The sequence below is a fragment of the Mycobacterium sp. DL440 genome (assembly GCF_011745145.1).
In the GTDB taxonomy this organism is placed as follows: domain Bacteria; phylum Actinomycetota; class Actinomycetes; order Mycobacteriales; family Mycobacteriaceae; genus Mycobacterium.
Window position 1 is genome coordinate 1,955,435 of sequence record NZ_CP050191.1, and the last position, 17,221, is coordinate 1,972,655.

The window sequence follows — 17,221 nt, forward strand, 5'->3', positions numbered from 1 at the left end:
GCATGATCGGTTGTGATTCGATCTGTTGTCGTTATCACTTCGCAATGGAGGTTGTTGGTGACACCACAAGAATTCCCGGCACCGCAGGTGCCGGTGGCGCCGACTCCGTTGACGCGCGGAGGTCCGGTGACCCGGGTATGGGCCGGGATCGATCAGGGCACCACGAGTACCCGCACCAACCTCTACGACGATGCCGGCAACTGCGTCGCGACCGCCCGGCGGCAGTCGATCACCACGCACCCGTTTCCGGGCTGGGACGAACAAGACGGCAATGCTCTGGTCGCGGCCATCGAGGAGACTGTGCGCGAAGCGCTGGCCTCGGTGCCCGGGGCGGAATTGGCCGGCATCGGCCTGGCCAACCAGGGCGAGTCTGTCATCGCCTTCGACAGGCGCACCGGTGCGCCGCTCTCGAATGCGATTCTGTGGTCAGACCGCCGGGCCGGCACCATCATCGGGCGGTTCGCCGGGACCCCGGAAGCGTCACGCGTCCAACAGATCACCGGTCTGCGACCGGATCCGTATTACTCAGCCGCAAAGATCGCCTGGGCGTTAGTCAACCTTCCTGCGGTCACCGCTGCGGCTGCCGCGGGCACCCTCGCCATCGCAACGCTCGACGCGTTCTTCATTTATCGGCTCGCGCGCGGCGCGTATCTGACCGATCCATCCACCGGGAGCCGAACCCAGTTGATGGCACTCGACGAATTGCGGTTCGACGAGGAATGCGCTGCTGCGTTCGGAATCGACCTCAACCTGCTTCCGCGGATGGTCGACACCGTCTTCGCCGACGGTCTTCCGACCACCTTGGGCGCGCCGCTGTACGCCAGTGCGGCCGACCAGCTGGCCGCCATGGCCGCATTGGGTGCAGTCGCCCCTGGCGACACCAAGATGACCTACGGCACAGGATGTTTCATCGACACCAACGTCGGCCCGAATCCGCGTCGCCCCGGCCATGGCCTGATGCCGACCTACGGCTGGACCATTCCCGGCGAACCCAAGGCCTGGGCGATCGAGGGCGGCGTGTTCAGCGTGGCCACCGCCGTCGACTGGTTGGTGAGCCTGGGAATTGCTGAACGGGCATCACAAGTCGGCGAACTCGCCGCGGCGAGCGCTGCGGTATCGAACTTCGATCTGCGCATGCAGCATCCACTGTTCCTGCCCAGCTTCACCGGAATCGGGGCGCCATGGTGGCGTTCGGAGGCCGCAGGCGTCGTCGCCGGTTTGCGCGCTTCCACGGACCGTCACGACATGGCGTTCTCGGTTCTCGACGGCATAGCCCAACGAGTGTGCGACGTCGTCGGCGCCATCGACGCGGAACTCCAGACGGCCGCGAGCCTGCGTGCCGACGGGGGACTGAGCGTCAACAGGACGCTCATGCAGCGGCAAGCGGACCTGTGCGGGCGGCCGATCGCCATCGCCGATCACCATGACAACACCGCCGCAGGCGCCGCCGGTCTGGCTGCGATCGGCGCCGGTGAACTCGACCTGGCCGGCCTTGCGTCGCGAACCAAGTTCACCCGCACGGTCGAGCCGGCCTTGAGTGATCGGCATCGCGAACTCGAGCGTGCTCGCTGGATCGAATTCATCGAATCCACAGCGGCACTCGAGCCCCCAGCGTTGACCACAGCCGCCCACCGGCGGACCGAGGAACGGAAGTGATGAACACACAGCGGTATGACATCGCGGTCATCGGAGCCGGCGTCATCGGCGCGGCGATCGCCGCCGAACTATCCCGGTACTCAGTCCGTGTTGGATGGTTCGAAGCCGCCCACGACGTCGCAGAGGGGGCCAGCAAGGCCAACTCGGCCATCGCGAGCAGCGGATACGATTTGCCGCCTGGAAGCCTGGAATCCGATCTCATCCGGGAGACCAGCCCCCAATGGGAAACGATCTGCCGGGCCCTTGACGTTCCGTTTCAACGAATCGGAGCATTGTCGCTGGCTTTCGACGACGGTGATACCGAGTCACTGACCAGCCTGGTGGCGCAGGCCGCTGAGGCCGGAGTCGAGGCGGAAATGGTGTCCGGCCGGGCGCTGCGCCGGCTCGCGCACACCGCCGCGCCCGCTGCTGTCGAGGCATTGCACATACCGGCCGAGGGCATCATCGATCCGATCCGACTGACCATCGGATTCGCAAAGCTCGCCGTAGTCAACGGAGTCGAGCTACACCGGTCGACACCCGTCACGGGCTTCTGGCACCACACATCGGGAGAGATCAGCCATATCGTCACTCCGGCCGGCGCCTTCGCCGTCGGCGCCGTCGTCAACGCGGCCGGGGTGAACGCGGATCTCATCACCGATGCCGCGGCGGCCGAACCGTTCACGATGTGGCCGCGAAAAGGGCAGTTCCTCCTGCTGGATCGTGCAGTGGGGCCGTTGATTCCCAAGGTCTTGTGCACCGCACCGACGCCGCACACCCGCGGAATCTACGCAGTGCCGACCACGAACCGGACGGTACTTGTCGGGCCGACCGCCGACGACGGGCGGGACCGCACGGATAAGGCCACCGACGGGGAGACCCTCGACCGAGTCTGGGAGCGGGCGAGTCGACTGCTGCCCGACGGGCTCGACCGCCACTACGTGACCAAGGCGTTCTCCGGGTTACGGCCGGCCAGCGACCGCACCTACCGGCTCGAGGTATCGCCGAAGATGCCGAATCTGATTCACGCCGCGGGCATTCGATCAACCGGTGTTTCCGCAGCGCCCGCCGTAGCCCGCTATGTCAGGAATCTCATCTCCACCGAAGTCATGGCGCTGACAGCCAAACCGCGTCCGGCCGAGTCTGTTCCCGTGCTGGCGCGGTTGGCCGAGATGACCACCGACGCCGCGGCCCATGAGTTCGCGACCCGGCCCGGCGCTTCTCCCGACCAGCATCCGATGGTCGTGTGCGCGTGCGAACACGTGACTGCAGCCGAGATCGCGGCCGAATGCCGGGGCCCCCTACCCGCGACATCCCTTGACGGCATCCGAAAACGGACCCGCGCCACGGCCGGCCGCTGTCAAGGCGCATATTGCTCGGTGGGCGTCAGCTTCATCCTCTCCGCGGCAACCGGGGAGCAACCTGGCGAGATCCGGCAAGGTGAACCCGAATCGCAGTGGGAGACCGGTGCCCAATGATTACCACGCGTCCACACATTGCGATTGCCGGCTCGGGACTCGCAGGTTTGCACTGCGCGGTAAGCCTGGCTCCGACGGCCGACGTGACCGTCTACGAACGGCTTCCCGTCCCCGGCGGCGAACACTGGGAGGATCCCGAACACGACAGGCTGGTTCATCAGGCCCGCCGCGACGGTGTCCGCCTTGCCTCAGGCACCCAGGTCGTCCGCTGGGAAGGTGACCGGATCCTGGCGGTAGGTGAGCTCGGCGGGATTGCGACAGCGGACGCGCTCGTCGTCGCGACCGGCCATCGACCACCCACCCGCACGGAACTGCGTATCGACGGAAACCGTTGCGCGGGAGTGGTACCGGCCACGCTGGCACTGCATCTGATCCAGCAGCGAGTTCACCTCGGTCGTCATGTTGTCGTCGTCGGTGACGCCGGCTGGGCGGCCGAATGCATTGCCAAGATGCGGTCCGGCCGCAACGATGTCGCCTCGATCGTGTGGGTCGGTGGTCCGGAGCGATCCGTGGACCGAGATGTGATGACCATGCCGGATGCCAGGGTCAGCGCGACCCACGGCATGCCGAGAATCAGCGGAGTCACCGTGGAAACTCCAACCACGGCAGTACATCTCACGTGCGACTGTTTGATCCTGGCCGGGCCAGCGCTCCCGTACCGGAACATCGACGGGGCGGTCATGGATGACGAACCCGCCGTCTACGCGCAAGGGAGCGCAGCCATCTTGGCAAATGCCGCGCAGATCGGCATGGTGGCTGCCCACCGTGCACTGGAATACGCCCAGGCCGAAACCCATTCCCACATACCCGTGCTTCCCAGGATTGGACTGCCCCAATGAAAGTCACCTCACCAGTCGGCGAGTTCCCCTACACCTTCGAGCGGATTCGTGTCGAAGGTTCACGCATCGTCGCCGAAGGCCGGATGGGAACCTGGCCGGCCCGGATCGAGGTGGGTGTTTCCGATATCCCCCCGGCGATCCGTATCGGCGTGGTGGCGACCGCGCTCGGTGCTCTTGCCGCCGGCGGGTTCCGGAAACGCCGAAACCGCAAGCGGCTCGACTAGCTGACCAAGCGGCTACCGCCAACCCACTATTCGGACCTCCGGAAAGAACACATCTATGGCCACATTAGGAAACATCGTCATCTACCTCATGATGGCGTTCGTCGTAATCGGTGCGTGTGCACTGGCATTCCGCGGTGACCGGGGAATCGGTCGAGAATTCAAAGAGGGGATCTACGCCCTCGGTCCGTTGTTCGTCCCCGTCGCGGGCATCATGGCCGGGCTGCCATATCTGGCCTGGTTCGTTGAACACGTGCTCGGCAAGATCTATGCCCCTTTCGGGGCGGACGCGGCCATGGCGGCGACCACCCTGATCGCAAGCGATATGGGCGGATATCAACTGGCCCAAGCGACCGCAGATTCCACCGGCGCATGGATGACGGCGTCCATCACCGGGTTCCTCTCGGGCGCCACCATCTCGTTCATCATCCCGGTGGGCCTGGCCATCCTGGATGTGCGTGACCACAAATACTTCGCCCTCGGCATCATGAGCGGCATCCTGACGGTCCCGATCGGCGTCCTCGTCACAATGACCATACTGATCACCACCCACTCTCCGGTGCGTGACTCGGTGACCACCGATGGCCCGTCCACCGCCACCATCGACGGCTACGGCATCGGCGACGTTCTGATCAACCTGCTGCCGGTCATCATCGTCACGGTGGCTATCGCGGCCGGGCTGTACTTCGCGACCCGGGCCATGATCACCGGGTTCATCTGGTTCGGCCGCATCCTCAACGCGGCGATCTATCTGGTGCTCGCTGTCTCCATCGTGGACCACGTCACCGGCTTCTTCAGCTCACGTTTCAGCTGGTGGGGATTCGAGCCGATCATCGCGACGGCAGAAGACCAGATGCGGGCACTGGAAGTCGTCGGCAATGTTGCCATCGTGCTGGCCGGTGCGTTTCCACTGGTCTACGCGGTCCGGACCTACGCGGACAAGCCGCTCACTGCGATCGGCAAGCGGATGGGCATCAGCACCGAGGGCACCGCGGGACTGCTTGCCGCCACCACCAACATGCTCGCGGCGTTCCATCTGATCCGCAGCATGCCCGCCAAGGACAAGGTGCTCGTGATCGCGTTCGGCACCACATGCTCGGCGCTGATCGGCGATCACCTGGCCTTCACTGCCAACTTCCAACCAAATGTCATCGCGCCGTTGATGATCGGCAAAGTCGTTGCCGGCGTCACGGCGATGCTGCTGGCCCTGTGGATCGCCGTCCCCACCGCAAAGCGCCTGGAACGCGACGATGCCGAACCTGAGGACGACAAACGCGAGGACGACGAACGCGAGCCGGCCGAACGCGTCCAGGTCTAGCGATGGGGAACCGAACGGCATCGCGATACGTCTGAACAGTGTGCGGCAATTCTGCGAACTCCGAAGCCGGTGGGCGGTTGTGGCCGACCAGGCCACGCCCAACCGGCAGGTGGCCGACTACCTGGCCGGCTATGGCGAGGCACTGGCAGATCGGGCGACCGAGCGCCACAGCGACGCCACCGACGATTAGGCGGTCGACTCAGAGCTTGCTTGCCGCAGCCTCGTCGAGCAACCACACCGTCCGGTCACGGCCGATCGCGCCGGCGGCGGGGATGTCCACCGGATCCGCACCACCCACCGCAGCGGCGACCGCGTCGGCCTTGGCCTCACCGGACACCACCAGCCACACCTCGCGCGAGTTGCGAACCGCGGGCAGTGTCAACGTGATTCGGCGGGGAGGGGGCTTGGGGGAGTTCGGCACGCCCACCACCATGCGGTCGGTCTCACGCACCGCGGCAGTGTCGGGAAACAGTGAGTTGATGTGTCCCTCGCCGCCCATGCCGAGCAGATGCACGTCGAACTCGGGTCCGGGAGCGTCGAAGTTGGCGGCCAGCAGCTGTGCGTACCCGGCGGCGGCTGCGGTGAGATCGTCGCCGAATTCGCCGTCGCTGGCGGCCATCGCGTGCACGTTGACGTCCGAGATCCCGACATGATCCAACAGTGCCTCGCGGGCCTGCTTGTCGTTGCGCTCTCCGTCGTCCTGCGGCACGAAACGCTCGTCGCCCCAGTACACATGCACCTTCGACCAGTCGATCTCGCCGCTGCGCTCACCGACGCGCTTGAGGAGGCCGATTCCCGTGCCTCCGCCGGTGAGCACGATGTTGGCATGACCTCGGGCCGAGATCGCGGACGTGATGGCAGCCACCAACCGATCTCCGGCGGCGGCTACCAGCGTGTCGGCGTCGGCGTAACGCTCGATAACAGTGCTCATGCGTACTGGACCTTGTCGATTCCCGTGAGTGCGTCGTAGTAGATTTCGTCGGCATCGAGGCGGCGCAGATCCTCGGCCAGACACTCCTTGGCCTCGCGGCGGGCCAAGGGCACCAACGCATCCGGCTTGCCGGTGCGGCTCAGTACGGCGGTGACGCCAGACTGCGGACGTACCAGGGTCACGGTTTCGCTGGGCCTGGTCAGCTCGACCTTCAATTCGCCCGTCGTCCGGGTCACCGGTCCGTCGATCCGGTTGGCCAACCAGCCGGCCAGAATGTCGAGCGCGGGTTCGTCCTTGAGTCCGGACACGAGCGCCGAGGTGATGGGTTCGTGCGGCGGCTGATCGATCGCCGCGGCCAGCAGCGCGCGCCAGTAGGTGACGCGGCTCCAGGCCAGATCGGTGTCACCGGCGGTGTAACCGTTGAGCCTGCTCTTGATGCAGGCCAGCGGATCAGCGCCGTTGGTGGCGTCGGTGATCCGGCGAATCGCCAACTTGCCCAACGGATCCTGTGCGGGGACGGCAGGCGCTAGATCGGGCCACCACGTCACCACCGGGGTGTCCGGCAGCAGGAACGGCGTCACCACGCTGCTGGCGTGACTGGCCAGCGGACCGGACAATCGCAGCACCACCACCTCGTTGGCGCCGGCGTCGCGGCCCACCCGCAGCTGGGCGTCGAGCCGGGCTTCGGTGGTGAACCGGTCCCCGGGAATGACCACGATCACGCGGCATGGATGCTCACGGCTGGCCGCGTTGGCCGCGTCGATCGACTCCTCAAGCAGCGCTTCGGAATCGGTTGCGATGACAAGAGTCAGCACCCGACCGAGGGTGATCGCGCCGCCCTCCTCACGCAGGGCGACGATCTTCTTGTTGATCGCCCCGGTATTGGTCTCTGGCAGATCGACAATCATAGTGTTCGGTTCCTCGCGCTAGCGCTCGTCACGGCCGCCTCCATTCCCGGCCCGACCGGCGCAGCATCTCGAACGCCGATTCGGGACCCCATGTTCCGGACTCATACGGATCGGGCTTACCGTGCGTGGCCCAGTAATCCAACGCGGGATCGAGGATCTTCCAGCACAATTCGACCTCGGCGTTGACCGGGAACAGCGACGGCTCGCCCAGCAGCACGTCGAGGATCAGGCGCTCGTAGGCCTCGGGTGACTCTTCGGCGAAGGCCGAACCGTAGGAGAAGTCCATGCTGACATCGCGGACCTCCATGATGTGCCCCGGAACCTTGGACCCGAAGCGCAGAGTGATGCCTTCGTCCGGTTGCACCCGGATCACCAGGGCGTTCTGACCGAGCTCATCGGTCATCGTGGCATCGAACGGCAGGTGTGGCGCACGCTTGAACAACAGCGCGATCTCGGTGACCCTCCGGCCCAACCGTTTTCCGGTACGCAGATAGAACGGCACGCCGGCCCAGCGGCGGGTATCCACGTCCAGGGTGATGGCGGCGAACGTCTCGGTGGTCGATGTCTTGGAGAAGCCCTCTTCGTCCAGCAGCCCGACGACTTTCTCGCCGCCCTGCCAACCCGCGACGTACTGGCCGCGGGAAGTGGTCTCGTCCAGCGGCTCGGCGAGCCGGGTTGCCGAGAGCACCTTGATCTTCTCGGCTTGCAGCTCCGCGGGGGAGAAACTCACCGGCTCCTCCATCGCGGTCAGCGCGAGCAGCTGCAGCAGATGGTTCTGGATGACGTCTCGGGCGGCACCGACTCCGTCGTAATAGCCGCCGCGCCCGCCGAGGCCGATGTCCTCAGCCATCGTGATCTGCACACTGTCGACATAGTGCGAATTCAACACCGGCTCGAACATCTCGTTGGCGAAGCGCAAGGCCAGGAGGTTCTGAACGGTCTCCTTGCCCAGATAGTGGTCGATGCGGAACACCGACGACTCCGGGAACACACTGTTGACCACAGCGTTGAGTTCCTCAGCGCTCTTGAGGTCGTGACCGAACGGCTTCTCGATCACCACCCGACTCCAGCTGCCCTCGGGCTTGTCGGCCAGCCCCGACTTCGACAACTGCTCGCAGACCTGGGGGAACGCCTTCGGCGGAATCGACAGGTAGAACGCGTGATTGCCGCTGGTACCGCGCTCGACATCGAGTTTGTTCAGGGTCGCCTTCAGCCGTTCGAACGAGGACTCGTCGTCGAATGTGCCTTGGACGAATCGGAAACCTTCGGCCAACCGGTCCCAGACTTCCTGGCGGAACGGAGTGCGGGCGTGCGCCTTGACCGCGTCGTAGACCACTTTCCCGAAGTCCTCGTCCGCCCAATCCCGGCGGGCGAACCCGACGAGTGCGAAGCTGGGCGGCAGCAAGCCGCGGTTGGCCAGATCGTAGATGGCCGGCATCAGCTTCTTGCGGGCCAGGTCGCCCGTGACGCCGAAGATCACCACCGCACAGGGCCCCGCAATGCGGGGCATGCGCTTGTCGCGCTTGTCGCGCAGCGGGTTACGCCAGGCGGTCGTGTCGGCGCTGCCCGCGCTCATCGCCGTCCTCGGCTCTTCGCGCAGGCGCTCATCGCGTGGCGGCGTCGAGTTGGCCCTGTGTCGCGTCGAGCAGCTCCTGCCACGACTTCTCGAACTTGTCCACACCCTCGTCCTCGAGCACCTTGAACACATCGACCAGGTCGATGCCGACGGCGCTCAGTTTGTCGAAGGTCTCCTGCGATGCCGCCGCAGTCCCCGTGATGGTGTTACCGGTGATCTTGCCGTGGTCGGCGACGGCTTCCAGCGTCTTTTCCGGCAAGGTGTTCACCGTGTGCGGCGCGACCAACTCGGTGACGTAGAGCGTGTCCGAGTAGTCCGGGTTCTTGACGCCGGTCGACGCCCACAGCACGCGCTGTACACGGGCACCTTCGTTCTTGAGCGGCGCGAAACGGTCGCCCCCGAAGACCTCCTCGTACGCCGCGTAGGCCAGGCGGGAGTTGGCCACGCCGGCCTTGCCGCGCAGGCCCAAAGCCTCCTCGGAGCCGATCTTTTCCAGCCGGCTGTCGATCTCGGTGTCCACGCGGGACACGAAGAACGATGCGACCGAGTGGATCTTGGACAGATCGTGCCCGGCCTCCTTGGCCTTCTCCAGACCGGCCAGGTAGGCGTCCATCACCCCACGGTGGCGTTCGACCGAGAAGATCAGCGTGACGTTGACGGAAATGCCTTCGGCGATCACCGCGGTGATCGCGGGCAGCCCGGCAAGGGTCGCGGGAATCTTGATCAGCAGATTGGGGCGGTCGACGATCTTCCACAGCTCGATCGCCTGCAGAATCGTCTTGTCGGTGTCGTGCGCCAGCCGCGGGTCGACCTCGATGGACACCCGGCCGTCGATACCGTCGGAGGCCTCGTACTGCTTGGCCAGGACGTCGCAGGCGTTGCGGACGTCATCGGTGGTGACGGTGCGGATGGTGGCGTCGACGTCGGCGCCCCGCTCGGCGAGCTCTTTCACCTGGGCGTCGTAGGCGGTGCCCTTCGACAGCGCCGCCTGGAAGATCGACGGGTTGGTGGTCACCCCCACGACGCTGCGGGTATCGATCAGGTTCTGCAGATTGCCGGTCTGCAGCCGCTCGCGCGACAGATCGTCGAGCCAGACAGATACACCCGCGGCGCTCAGCGCCGCGAGGTTCGGGTTCTGAGTCATGTTCGCCTTCTCCTGCTAGTCGTCTCTGCTAGTTGTCTAGGGATCGTTGCGCCGCGGCCGCCACGGCCTCGGGGGTGAAACCGAACTCACGGAACAGCGTCTTGTCGTCGGCGGAGGCACCGTAGTGCTCGATCGAGACGATCTCGCCGGTGTCTCCGACCAGCTTGTACCAACTCTGCGCCACCGCGGCCTCGACCGCCACCCGGGCCGACACGGCGGGCGGCAGCACCGAATCGCGGTACTCCTTGGGCTGGGATTCGAACCACTCGACACACGGCATCGACACCACGCTGGCGTTGATCTCCTTGTCCGCCAACAGCTTCTGCGCTGCGACGGCGAGCTGGAGCTCGGAGCCGGTGGCGATGATCACCACGTCGGGGTTGTCCTCCGGCGTGCCGCCCAGCACGTAACCGCCGCGGGAAACACCTTCGGCGCTGGTGCCCTCGAGCACCGGGACGCCCTGGCGCGTCAGGATCAGCCCCACCGGGCCGGTGCTGGCGGTGCGCTCCAGCACGGTCTTCCACGCGTAGACGGTCTCGTTCGGATCGCCCGGTCGGACCACCGACAGGTTCGGGATCGCCCGCAGTGCCGCGAGGTGTTCGATCGGCTGGTGCGTCGGGCCGTCCTCACCGAGTCCGATCGAATCGTGCGTCCAGACGTAGATCGGATCGATGTTCATCAACGAGGCCAAACGCACGGCCGGCCGCATGTAATCCGAGAACTGGAGGAACGTTCCGCCGTAGGCCCGGGTCGGACCGTGCAGCACGATGCCGGACAGGATCGCGCCCATGGCGTGCTCACGGATACCGAAATGCAGGGTGCGGCCGTACCAGGTCGCATTCCAGTCTTCGGTCGAGATCGACGGCGGCCCGAACGAATTCGCGCCCTTGATCGTGGTGTTGTTGCTGCCGGCGAGATCGGCCGAACCGCCCCACAGCTCGGGCAGCGTCTGCCCGACGGCGGCCAGCACGGCACCGGACGCGGCGCGGGTCGCCACAGGCTTGGAATCGAGGTCCCAGTGCGGAAGGTCGGCGTCCCAACCCTCGGGAAGCTCCTTGGCCTGCAGCCGGTCCAGCAGGGCCTTGCGCTCGGGCTCACGCTTGGCCCAGGCGTCGAAGGTCACCTGCCACTCGTCGTGCACCTGCTTACCGCGGGTCACCAGCTCACGGGTGTGGGCGATGACATCGTCGCGCACCTCGAAGCTCTTGTCGGGGTCGAAGCCGAGGATCTTCTTGGTGGCGGCCACCTCGTCGGCGCCCAGCGCCGAGCCGTGCACACCACCGGTGTTCATCTTGGTGGGGGCGGGGTAGCCGATGATAGTGCGCAGCGCGATGAACGACGGCTTGTCGGTGACGGCCTTCGCGGCGGCAATGGCTTCTTCGATACCGACGACGTTCTCGCCGCCCTCGACCTCCTGGACGTGCCAGCCGTAGGCGCGGTAACGCGCGGGCACATCCTCGCTCAGCGCGATGTCGGTGTTGTGCTCGATGGAGATCTTGTTGTCGTCCCAGAACACGATGAGATTGCCGAGCTGCTGGGTGCCCGCGAGCGACGACGCCTCGCTGGTGACGCCCTCTTCCATGTCGCCGTCGGAGGCCACCACGTAGATGTAGTGGTCGAAGGGGCTCTCACCCGGGGCGGTGTCCGGATCGAACAGGCCGCGCTCGTAACGAGCGGCCATCGCCATCCCGACCGCCGACGCCAGCCCCTGGCCCAGCGGGCCGGTGGTGATCTCCACACCCTTGGTGTGGTGGTACTCGGGATGGCCCGGAGTCAGCGAGCCCCAGGTGCGCAGCGCCTCGATGTCGGCCAGTTCCAGGCCGAAACCGCCGAGGTACAGCTGGATGTAGAGGGTGAGGCTGGAATGCCCGCAGGACAGCACAAAACGGTCCCGGCCGATCCAGTGGGTGTCGTTGGGATCGTGGCGCAGCTGCCGCTGGAACAGCGTGTAGGCCAGCGGTGCCAGGCTCATCGCAGTTCCCGGGTGGCCGTTGCCGACCTTCTGCACCGCGTCAGCCGCAAGCACCCGAGCGGTGTCGACGGCAACGCTGTCGACTTCGGTCCAGTCATCTGGGTGGTTGGGCTGGGTGAGTGCGGTGATCTCTTCGGCGGTGGTCACTAAGCTCACTTCCTCGTCATCTATCTGCTGGCATGTGCGCGCAGTTGCCATGCTGCTACGACAAACACCCTAGTGGGGCGGACTCATCCGATGCAGACTGGTTCTCGCACCGATACCCGCTCGTCTACCCGGTTGTTGCCCCGAACAGACCCTGCGGTGCAGAGGTGTGCGGGCCGCGGTCTACCATCGTGTGTAGTAGAAGCCGCGTGACGCCACCCGAGGAGTTATTTGCGTGAGCATTCGCGAGCGCCGGCTCATCCATGGGGCGCCAAGCCGAATACGATCCACCCTCCTGTCGTATTTGGCGTTGACCAAGCCACGTGTGATCGAGTTGTTGCTGGTCACCACCATTCCGGCGATGTTGCTGGCGGACCGTGGCACCGTTGACCCACTCCTGATCCTGAACACGTTGGTGGGCGGCATGCTGGCCGCGGCCGGCGCCAACACCCTCAACTGTGTGGCCGACGCCGACATCGACAAGGTGATGAAGCGCACCGCTCGCCGGCCGCTGGCCCAGGCCTCGGTCCCGACGCGGCACGCACTCATCTTCGGGCTGGTGCTGTCGGTGACCTCGTTCTGCTGGCTGACCTGGACGTCGAATCTGCTGTCCGGGGTGCTGGCGGTGGCCACGATCGCGTTCTACGTCTTCGTCTACACCTTGCTGCTCAAACGCCGGACCTCGCAGAACGTGGTGTGGGGCGGGGCGGCCGGCTGCATGCCGGTGATGATCGGCTGGTCCGCGGTGACCGGCACCATCCAGTGGCCCGCACTCGTGATGTTCCTGATCATCTTCTTCTGGACGCCGCCGCATACGTGGGCGCTGGCGATGCGTTACAAGGACGACTACAAGGCGGCCGGGGTGCCGATGTTGCCCGCCGTGGCCACCGAGCGTCAGGTCACTCGCCAGATCCTGATCTACACCTGGTTGACGGTCCTCACCACGCTGGCGCTGGCGCTGACCACCGGATGGCTGTACGGCGCTGTCGCGTTGCTGGCGGGCGCCTGGTTCCTGGTGATGGCCCACCAGCTGTACTCCGGGGTGAAGCGTGGCGAGCCGGTGAAGCCGCTGCGGTTGTTCCTCCAGTCGAACAACTACCTGGCCGTGGTGTTCTGCGCCTTGGCCATCGACTCGGCGCTGGCGCTGCCGACGATCTTCGGCCACTAGGCCCGCGAACCGCTGCTGACCCTTCCTCGGTGTGGCAGCGTTGCGGCCATGACCGAATTGGTGAGTCCCGACAACTTCGTGCGTGCCGAATCCGACCGGTATCTCGCCGGCGTCGTCAACGAGGGCGGCTTCGGAAAGTTCTTCCACATCCGCGAACTGAGTCCGGTCGACCATCAGATCGTCATCCGGTCCAACCGCGACACCCTCTACTCGGCGGCGGTGTTCGATCTCGACGCCGGACCGGTCACCATCACGCTGCCCGACGGCGCCGGCCGCTTCGTGTCGCTGCAGGTGATCAGCGAGGATCACTACACCACCAACGTGGCCTACGCCCCGGCGGAGGTGACATTCAGCCGTGACTCGGTGGCCTCCCGATATGCGATCGCGGCGGTACGCACCCTGGTCGATCCGGGCGACACCGTCGACCTGGCCGCAGTACACGCGCTGCAGGACGCGATCACCGTCTCGCAGGCCGAGCCGGGATTCTTCGAGATCCCGCAGTGGGATCCGGTCAGCCAGAAGACGGTTCGTGATGCGCTGGTCACGTTGTCCACCACGCTGACGGACACCAAGGGAATGTTCGGAGCCAAGTATGAGGTGGACCCGGTACGCCACCTGATCGGATCGGCGTTCGCCTGGGGCGGCAACCCGGAGCGCGACGCGTTCTATCTCACAGTGGTGCCGGCGCGCAACGACGGCACCACTGTGCACCGCCTGACCGTGAAAGACGTCCCGGTGGATGGGTTCTGGTCAGTGACGGTCTACAACAAGGACGGCTATTTCACCGCGAACCCGCAGAATGCCTACTCGCTGAACAACATCACCGCAGTCAAGGATCCGGACGGCTCCACCACGGTGCAGTTCGGCGGGAGCGGCGCGGCGAATCTGTTGCCGGTCACCGAGGGCTGGAACTACGTCGTGCGCCTGTACCAGCCGCGGCCCGAGATCCTCGACGGGTCGTGGACGTTCCCCGAGGCTCAGCCGGTCTAGGGCACCAGGACGATCGAGCCAACTGTCTTGCGGCCCTGCAGGTCGGTGTGGGCCTGGGCCGCCTCGGCCAGCGGGTAGCGGCCGCCGACGGTGATGGTGATCGACCCGTCCGCGATGGCGTTGATCAATTCACCGGCACGCCAGGAGAATTCGTCGGGTGTGCGGGTGTGGTGGGCCAGCGTCGGCCGGGTCAGGAACACCGATCCTGCCGCGTTGAGCCGTTGCGGGTCCACCGGTGGCACCGGACCGCTGGCCGCCCCGAACAGGGCCAGCGTGCCACGCACCGCGAGGCTGTCCAGGCTGGCGTCGAATGTCGATGCGCCCACCCCGTCGTAGACCGCGGCCACGCCCGCGCCGCCGGTGAGATCGCGGATCTTGTCCCCGAACTCGGCCGGGTCCTCGGGATACTCGAGCACCTCGATCGCGCCGGCCTGCCGGGACAGTTCGGCTTTCTCGGGCGTCGAGGCCGTCGTGATCACGCGGGTGCCGATGCTGGTGGCCCACTGGGTCAGGATCATCCCGACACCGCCGGCTCCGGCGTGCACCAGCACCGTGTCGTTCGGCTGCACGGCATAGGTGGACTTGATCAGGTAGTGCGCGGTCATGCCCTTCAGCAGTGCCGAGGCGATCGCGTCGGGAGCTACGCCGTCGGGCACATAGGCGACAAAATCGGCTGGGGCAACACAGAAGTCGGCGTAAGCGCCGGTCGCGTTCGCGGTCACCACGCGGTCACCGACGGCCAGCGCGGCCACATCGTCGCCGACTGCGGCGACGGTGCCGCAGACCTCGGACCCGACGACGAACGGCAGGTCCCGCGGATACAGCCCGGACCGGAAGTAGGTGTCGATGAAGTTGACGCCGATCGCTTCGGCCTTGATCAGTACCTCGCCGGCGCCGGGCGAGGGCTCGGGCCGCTCGAGGTAGCTCAGGACTTCGGGTCCGCCGGTCTCGGCAACTTCGATGGCATACACGCCATCCATCATCCACACATATGATCGCGGAGGTGAAGCTCGCCCGTCCGGATGTGTTCCATCCCCGCATCGTGTTGGCCGGTTGCGCGGCCCTGCCCGAAGGTGACGGCGACGACGCCGGCCTGGTCATGGCGCTGCGCAATCGCGGTCTGCACGCCCGCTGGCTGCCGTGGGACGACCCGGCCACGCTCGAAGCCGACCTGGTGATCCTGCGGGCCACCTGGGACTACACCGAGCGTCTCAACGAGTTCCTCAGCTGGGCGCGGGCGGTGCCCCACCTGATCAACTCGGCGCAGATCGTGGAGTGGAACACCGACAAGCGCTACCTCGACGATCTGCACCGCATGGGGGTGGCCGTGGTGCCGACCCGATACTTCGGGGTCGGCGAGAAGGTCAGAGTGCCCGAGGGTGAAGTGGTGGTGAAGCCCGCTGTGGGTGCCGGCTCGACCGGGGCGCAGCGCTTCGTCGACGCCTCAGAGGCGCTGGCGCACGCGGCGGCACTGCACGCCGGCGGCCGCGCGGTGCTGGTGCAGCCCTACGATCCGCGGATCGCAGACGGCGAGACCGCGCTGGTGTTTCTGGGCGGCAAGCCATCCCACGCGTTCACCAAGGGGCCGATCCTGCCCCCGGCCGGACAGTCACCCGAGTTCGAGGAGACGGGCACCTACGCCCATGAGTCGTTGTCGCCGGCCGCCCCTGACGATGAAGTCTGGGAGGTGGGCCGCCGCGCGGTCGACGCGGTGGGCCGGCTGTTCGATCTCAAGCCCGAGGAGCTGGTGTACGCCCGGGTCGATGTGATCGGCGGACCCGAGGACCCGCGTCTGCTGGAGCTGGAACTGGTTGAGCCGGGACTGGGTTTCCGGCAGCTCGACCAGAGCGACAGGAAGGATGCCGAGCGGAAGTTCGCCGTCGGGGTGGAGGGCGCCCTGGAGCGGTTCGGGCTCGGCCCGCTGTCCCGCCGCGGCTTCTAGCCGCTGGGCTCTACCCGCTCGCGCATCGATGCCCAGAGGGCCGCGGTGGCCGCGGTGCAGGTGGCGGCACCGGCAACGTGCACGGCGACGAGGACGGCGGGAACTCCGGTGTAGAACTGCACGATCCCGACGAGCCCCTGGGCGCACACCAGCGCCACCAGAACGGCGAGCCGGACCATGACCGGGCGCGGGGCGCGTACCGCGGTGAGGCCGAATCCCAGCGCGACGATCAGGGCCAGGTAGGCGACCAGCAACGACGAATGCATGTGTACGAGCGTGGTGATCTCGACCTGCAGGCGCGGGACCACGCGATCGAGGCTCTTGTCCCCGGCGTGCGGACCGGCGCCGGTCACCAGAGTGCCCGTCACCAGGACTGCGGTCAGGACGACGGCGCTCAGGACGGTCAACTGCCGCAACGGTTTCGGCACCGTGGCCGTGGGGGCGCCGGTGTCGGGCTGGCCGATCTTGACGAAGAGCAGCACCGCGAGCCAGACCATCGCCATGGACGCGATCAGGTGGATCGCCACGGTCCACCACAGCAGTCCGGTCCGTACCGTGATGCCGCCGATGATGGCCTGGACCACGGTCGAGGCGGGCATCAGCCAGGCGTAGATCAACACCTCGCGGCGTCGGCGGGCCCGGGTCACGGCCAGGACGGCGGCGATGGCGGTCAGTACCACCAGGAAGGTGATCATCCGGTTGCCGAACTCGACCACCTGATGCACGACGGCGACCTCGGCGTGCGGGACGGGGGTGAAGCTGCCGGGGAAGCATTGCGGCCAGGTGGGGCAGCCCAGGCCGGACGCGGTGACCCGGACGATCGCTCCGGTGACCGAGATACCGCCCTGGGTGAGGATCACCAGGAACGCGATCAGGCGCTGGACCCGCAGGCTCGGCCTGGGCAGCAGGTCGACCAGTCGCTGGAAAGCTGTTCCGCCGGGCACGGCCTGATCGT

General features: G+C 66.4%; 15 protein-coding genes. 8 read left to right on the forward strand and 7 right to left on the reverse strand.

The genetic code is table 11. From position 1 onward, the window contains the following. Positions 1-57 precede the first annotated feature (57 nt). Genes HBE63_RS09665 through HBE63_RS09685 form a run of 5 tightly spaced genes read left to right on the forward strand, consistent with a single transcriptional unit; the run spans position 58 to position 5,491 of the window. Positions 58-1,656, forward strand: a complete 1,599-nt coding sequence (locus HBE63_RS09665) for an FGGY family carbohydrate kinase (protein WP_243858589.1) — start codon at positions 58-60, stop codon at positions 1,654-1,656. Next, on the forward strand, positions 1,656-3,113 hold the full coding sequence (locus HBE63_RS09670; protein WP_166904551.1) for an NAD(P)/FAD-dependent oxidoreductase: 1,458 nt from the start codon (positions 1,656-1,658) through the stop codon (positions 3,111-3,113). Before HBE63_RS09665 ends, HBE63_RS09670 begins: the two co-directional genes overlap by 1 nt. Then, complete coding sequence (locus tag HBE63_RS09675) at positions 3,110-3,952, forward strand: FAD-dependent oxidoreductase (RefSeq protein WP_166904552.1); 843 nt, start codon at positions 3,110-3,112, stop codon at positions 3,950-3,952. The genes HBE63_RS09670 and HBE63_RS09675 overlap by 4 nt, the downstream gene beginning before the upstream one ends. Continuing rightward, the gene (locus tag HBE63_RS09680) at positions 3,949-4,176 is read left to right on the forward strand and encodes a hypothetical protein (protein WP_166904553.1); all 228 of its coding nucleotides are present in this window, start codon (positions 3,949-3,951) and stop codon (positions 4,174-4,176) included. Before HBE63_RS09675 ends, HBE63_RS09680 begins: the two co-directional genes overlap by 4 nt. A 55-nt stretch (positions 4,177-4,231) precedes the next feature. Then, complete coding sequence (locus HBE63_RS09685) at positions 4,232-5,491, forward strand: ethanolamine utilization protein EutH (protein ID WP_166904554.1); 1,260 nt, start codon at positions 4,232-4,234, stop codon at positions 5,489-5,491. Positions 5,492-5,690: 199 nt separating this feature from the next. On the opposite strand, the gene pgl is transcribed toward HBE63_RS09685, so the two are convergent. Genes pgl through tkt form a run of 5 tightly spaced genes read right to left on the reverse strand, consistent with a single transcriptional unit; the run spans position 5,691 to position 12,169 of the window. Then, on the reverse strand, positions 5,691-6,422 hold the full coding sequence (gene pgl, locus HBE63_RS09690) for a 6-phosphogluconolactonase (protein ID WP_166904555.1): 732 nt from the start codon (positions 6,420-6,422) through the stop codon (positions 5,691-5,693). Next, complete coding sequence (gene opcA, locus HBE63_RS09695; protein WP_166904556.1) at positions 6,419-7,330, reverse strand: glucose-6-phosphate dehydrogenase assembly protein OpcA; 912 nt, start codon at positions 7,328-7,330, stop codon at positions 6,419-6,421. The genes pgl and opcA overlap by 4 nt, the downstream gene beginning before the upstream one ends. 28 nt (positions 7,331-7,358) lie before the next feature. After that, positions 7,359-8,906, reverse strand: coding sequence for a glucose-6-phosphate dehydrogenase (gene zwf / locus HBE63_RS09700; RefSeq protein ID WP_166904557.1), 1,548 nt, complete (start codon positions 8,904-8,906; stop codon positions 7,359-7,361). Positions 8,907-8,934: 28 nt separating this feature from the next. Further along, a complete protein-coding gene (tal, locus tag HBE63_RS09705) occupies positions 8,935-10,050 on the reverse strand; it encodes a transaldolase (RefSeq protein WP_166904558.1) in 1,116 nt (371 codons plus the stop codon). A gap of 28 nt (positions 10,051-10,078) precedes the next feature. Next, complete coding sequence (tkt, locus tag HBE63_RS09710) at positions 10,079-12,169, reverse strand: transketolase (protein WP_166904559.1); 2,091 nt, start codon at positions 12,167-12,169, stop codon at positions 10,079-10,081. 232 nt (positions 12,170-12,401) lie between these two features. Between tkt and HBE63_RS09715 the strand changes: the two genes are divergently transcribed. After that, positions 12,402-13,334, forward strand: a complete 933-nt coding sequence (locus tag HBE63_RS09715; protein ID WP_166904560.1) for a heme o synthase — start codon at positions 12,402-12,404, stop codon at positions 13,332-13,334. 60 nt (positions 13,335-13,394) lie between these two features. After that, positions 13,395-14,324, forward strand: coding sequence for a DUF1254 domain-containing protein (locus HBE63_RS09720; RefSeq protein ID WP_166909600.1), 930 nt, complete (start codon positions 13,395-13,397; stop codon positions 14,322-14,324). Here HBE63_RS09720 and HBE63_RS09725 read toward each other — a convergent pair. Further along, positions 14,321-15,295 (reverse strand): quinone oxidoreductase, encoded by a 975-nt coding sequence (locus tag HBE63_RS09725; protein ID WP_166904561.1) that lies wholly within the window; start codon positions 15,293-15,295, stop codon positions 14,321-14,323. The two genes, HBE63_RS09720 and HBE63_RS09725, sit on opposite strands and share 4 nt — an antisense overlap. Positions 15,296-15,327: 32 nt before the next feature. Between HBE63_RS09725 and HBE63_RS09730 the strand changes: the two genes are divergently transcribed. Further along, positions 15,328-16,266, forward strand: coding sequence for a RimK family alpha-L-glutamate ligase (locus HBE63_RS09730; protein WP_166904562.1), 939 nt, complete (start codon positions 15,328-15,330; stop codon positions 16,264-16,266). On the opposite strand, the gene HBE63_RS09735 is transcribed toward HBE63_RS09730, so the two are convergent. Beyond that, positions 16,263-17,183 carry a heme A synthase gene (locus HBE63_RS09735; RefSeq protein WP_166909602.1) on the reverse strand — a complete coding sequence of 307 codons (921 nt, stop codon included), beginning with the start codon at positions 17,181-17,183 and terminating at the stop codon, positions 16,263-16,265. The genes HBE63_RS09730 and HBE63_RS09735 overlap by 4 nt on opposite strands. Positions 17,184-17,221: the final 38 nt, after the last annotated feature.

Bases quoted from the DNA above. Each gene is read 5' to 3' on its own strand.
- HBE63_RS09670 (WP_166904551.1), top strand. From the start codon at position 1,656: ATGAACACACAGCGGTATGACATCGCGGTCATCGGAGCCGGCGTCATC.
- HBE63_RS09675 (WP_166904552.1), top strand. From the start codon at position 3,110: ATGATTACCACGCGTCCACACATTGCGATTGCCGGCTCGGGACTCGCA.
- HBE63_RS09680 (WP_166904553.1), top strand. From the start codon at position 3,949: ATGAAAGTCACCTCACCAGTCGGCGAGTTCCCCTACACCTTCGAGCGG.
- HBE63_RS09685 (WP_166904554.1), top strand. From the start codon at position 4,232: ATGGCCACATTAGGAAACATCGTCATCTACCTCATGATGGCGTTCGTC.
- pgl (WP_166904555.1), bottom strand. From the start codon at position 6,422: ATGAGCACTGTTATCGAGCGTTACGCCGACGCCGACACGCTGGTAGCC.
- opcA (WP_166904556.1), bottom strand. From the start codon at position 7,330: ATGATTGTCGATCTGCCAGAGACCAATACCGGGGCGATCAACAAGAAG.
- zwf (WP_166904557.1), bottom strand. From the start codon at position 8,906: ATGAGCGCGGGCAGCGCCGACACGACCGCCTGGCGTAACCCGCTGCGC.
- tal (WP_166904558.1), bottom strand. From the start codon at position 10,050: ATGACTCAGAACCCGAACCTCGCGGCGCTGAGCGCCGCGGGTGTATCT.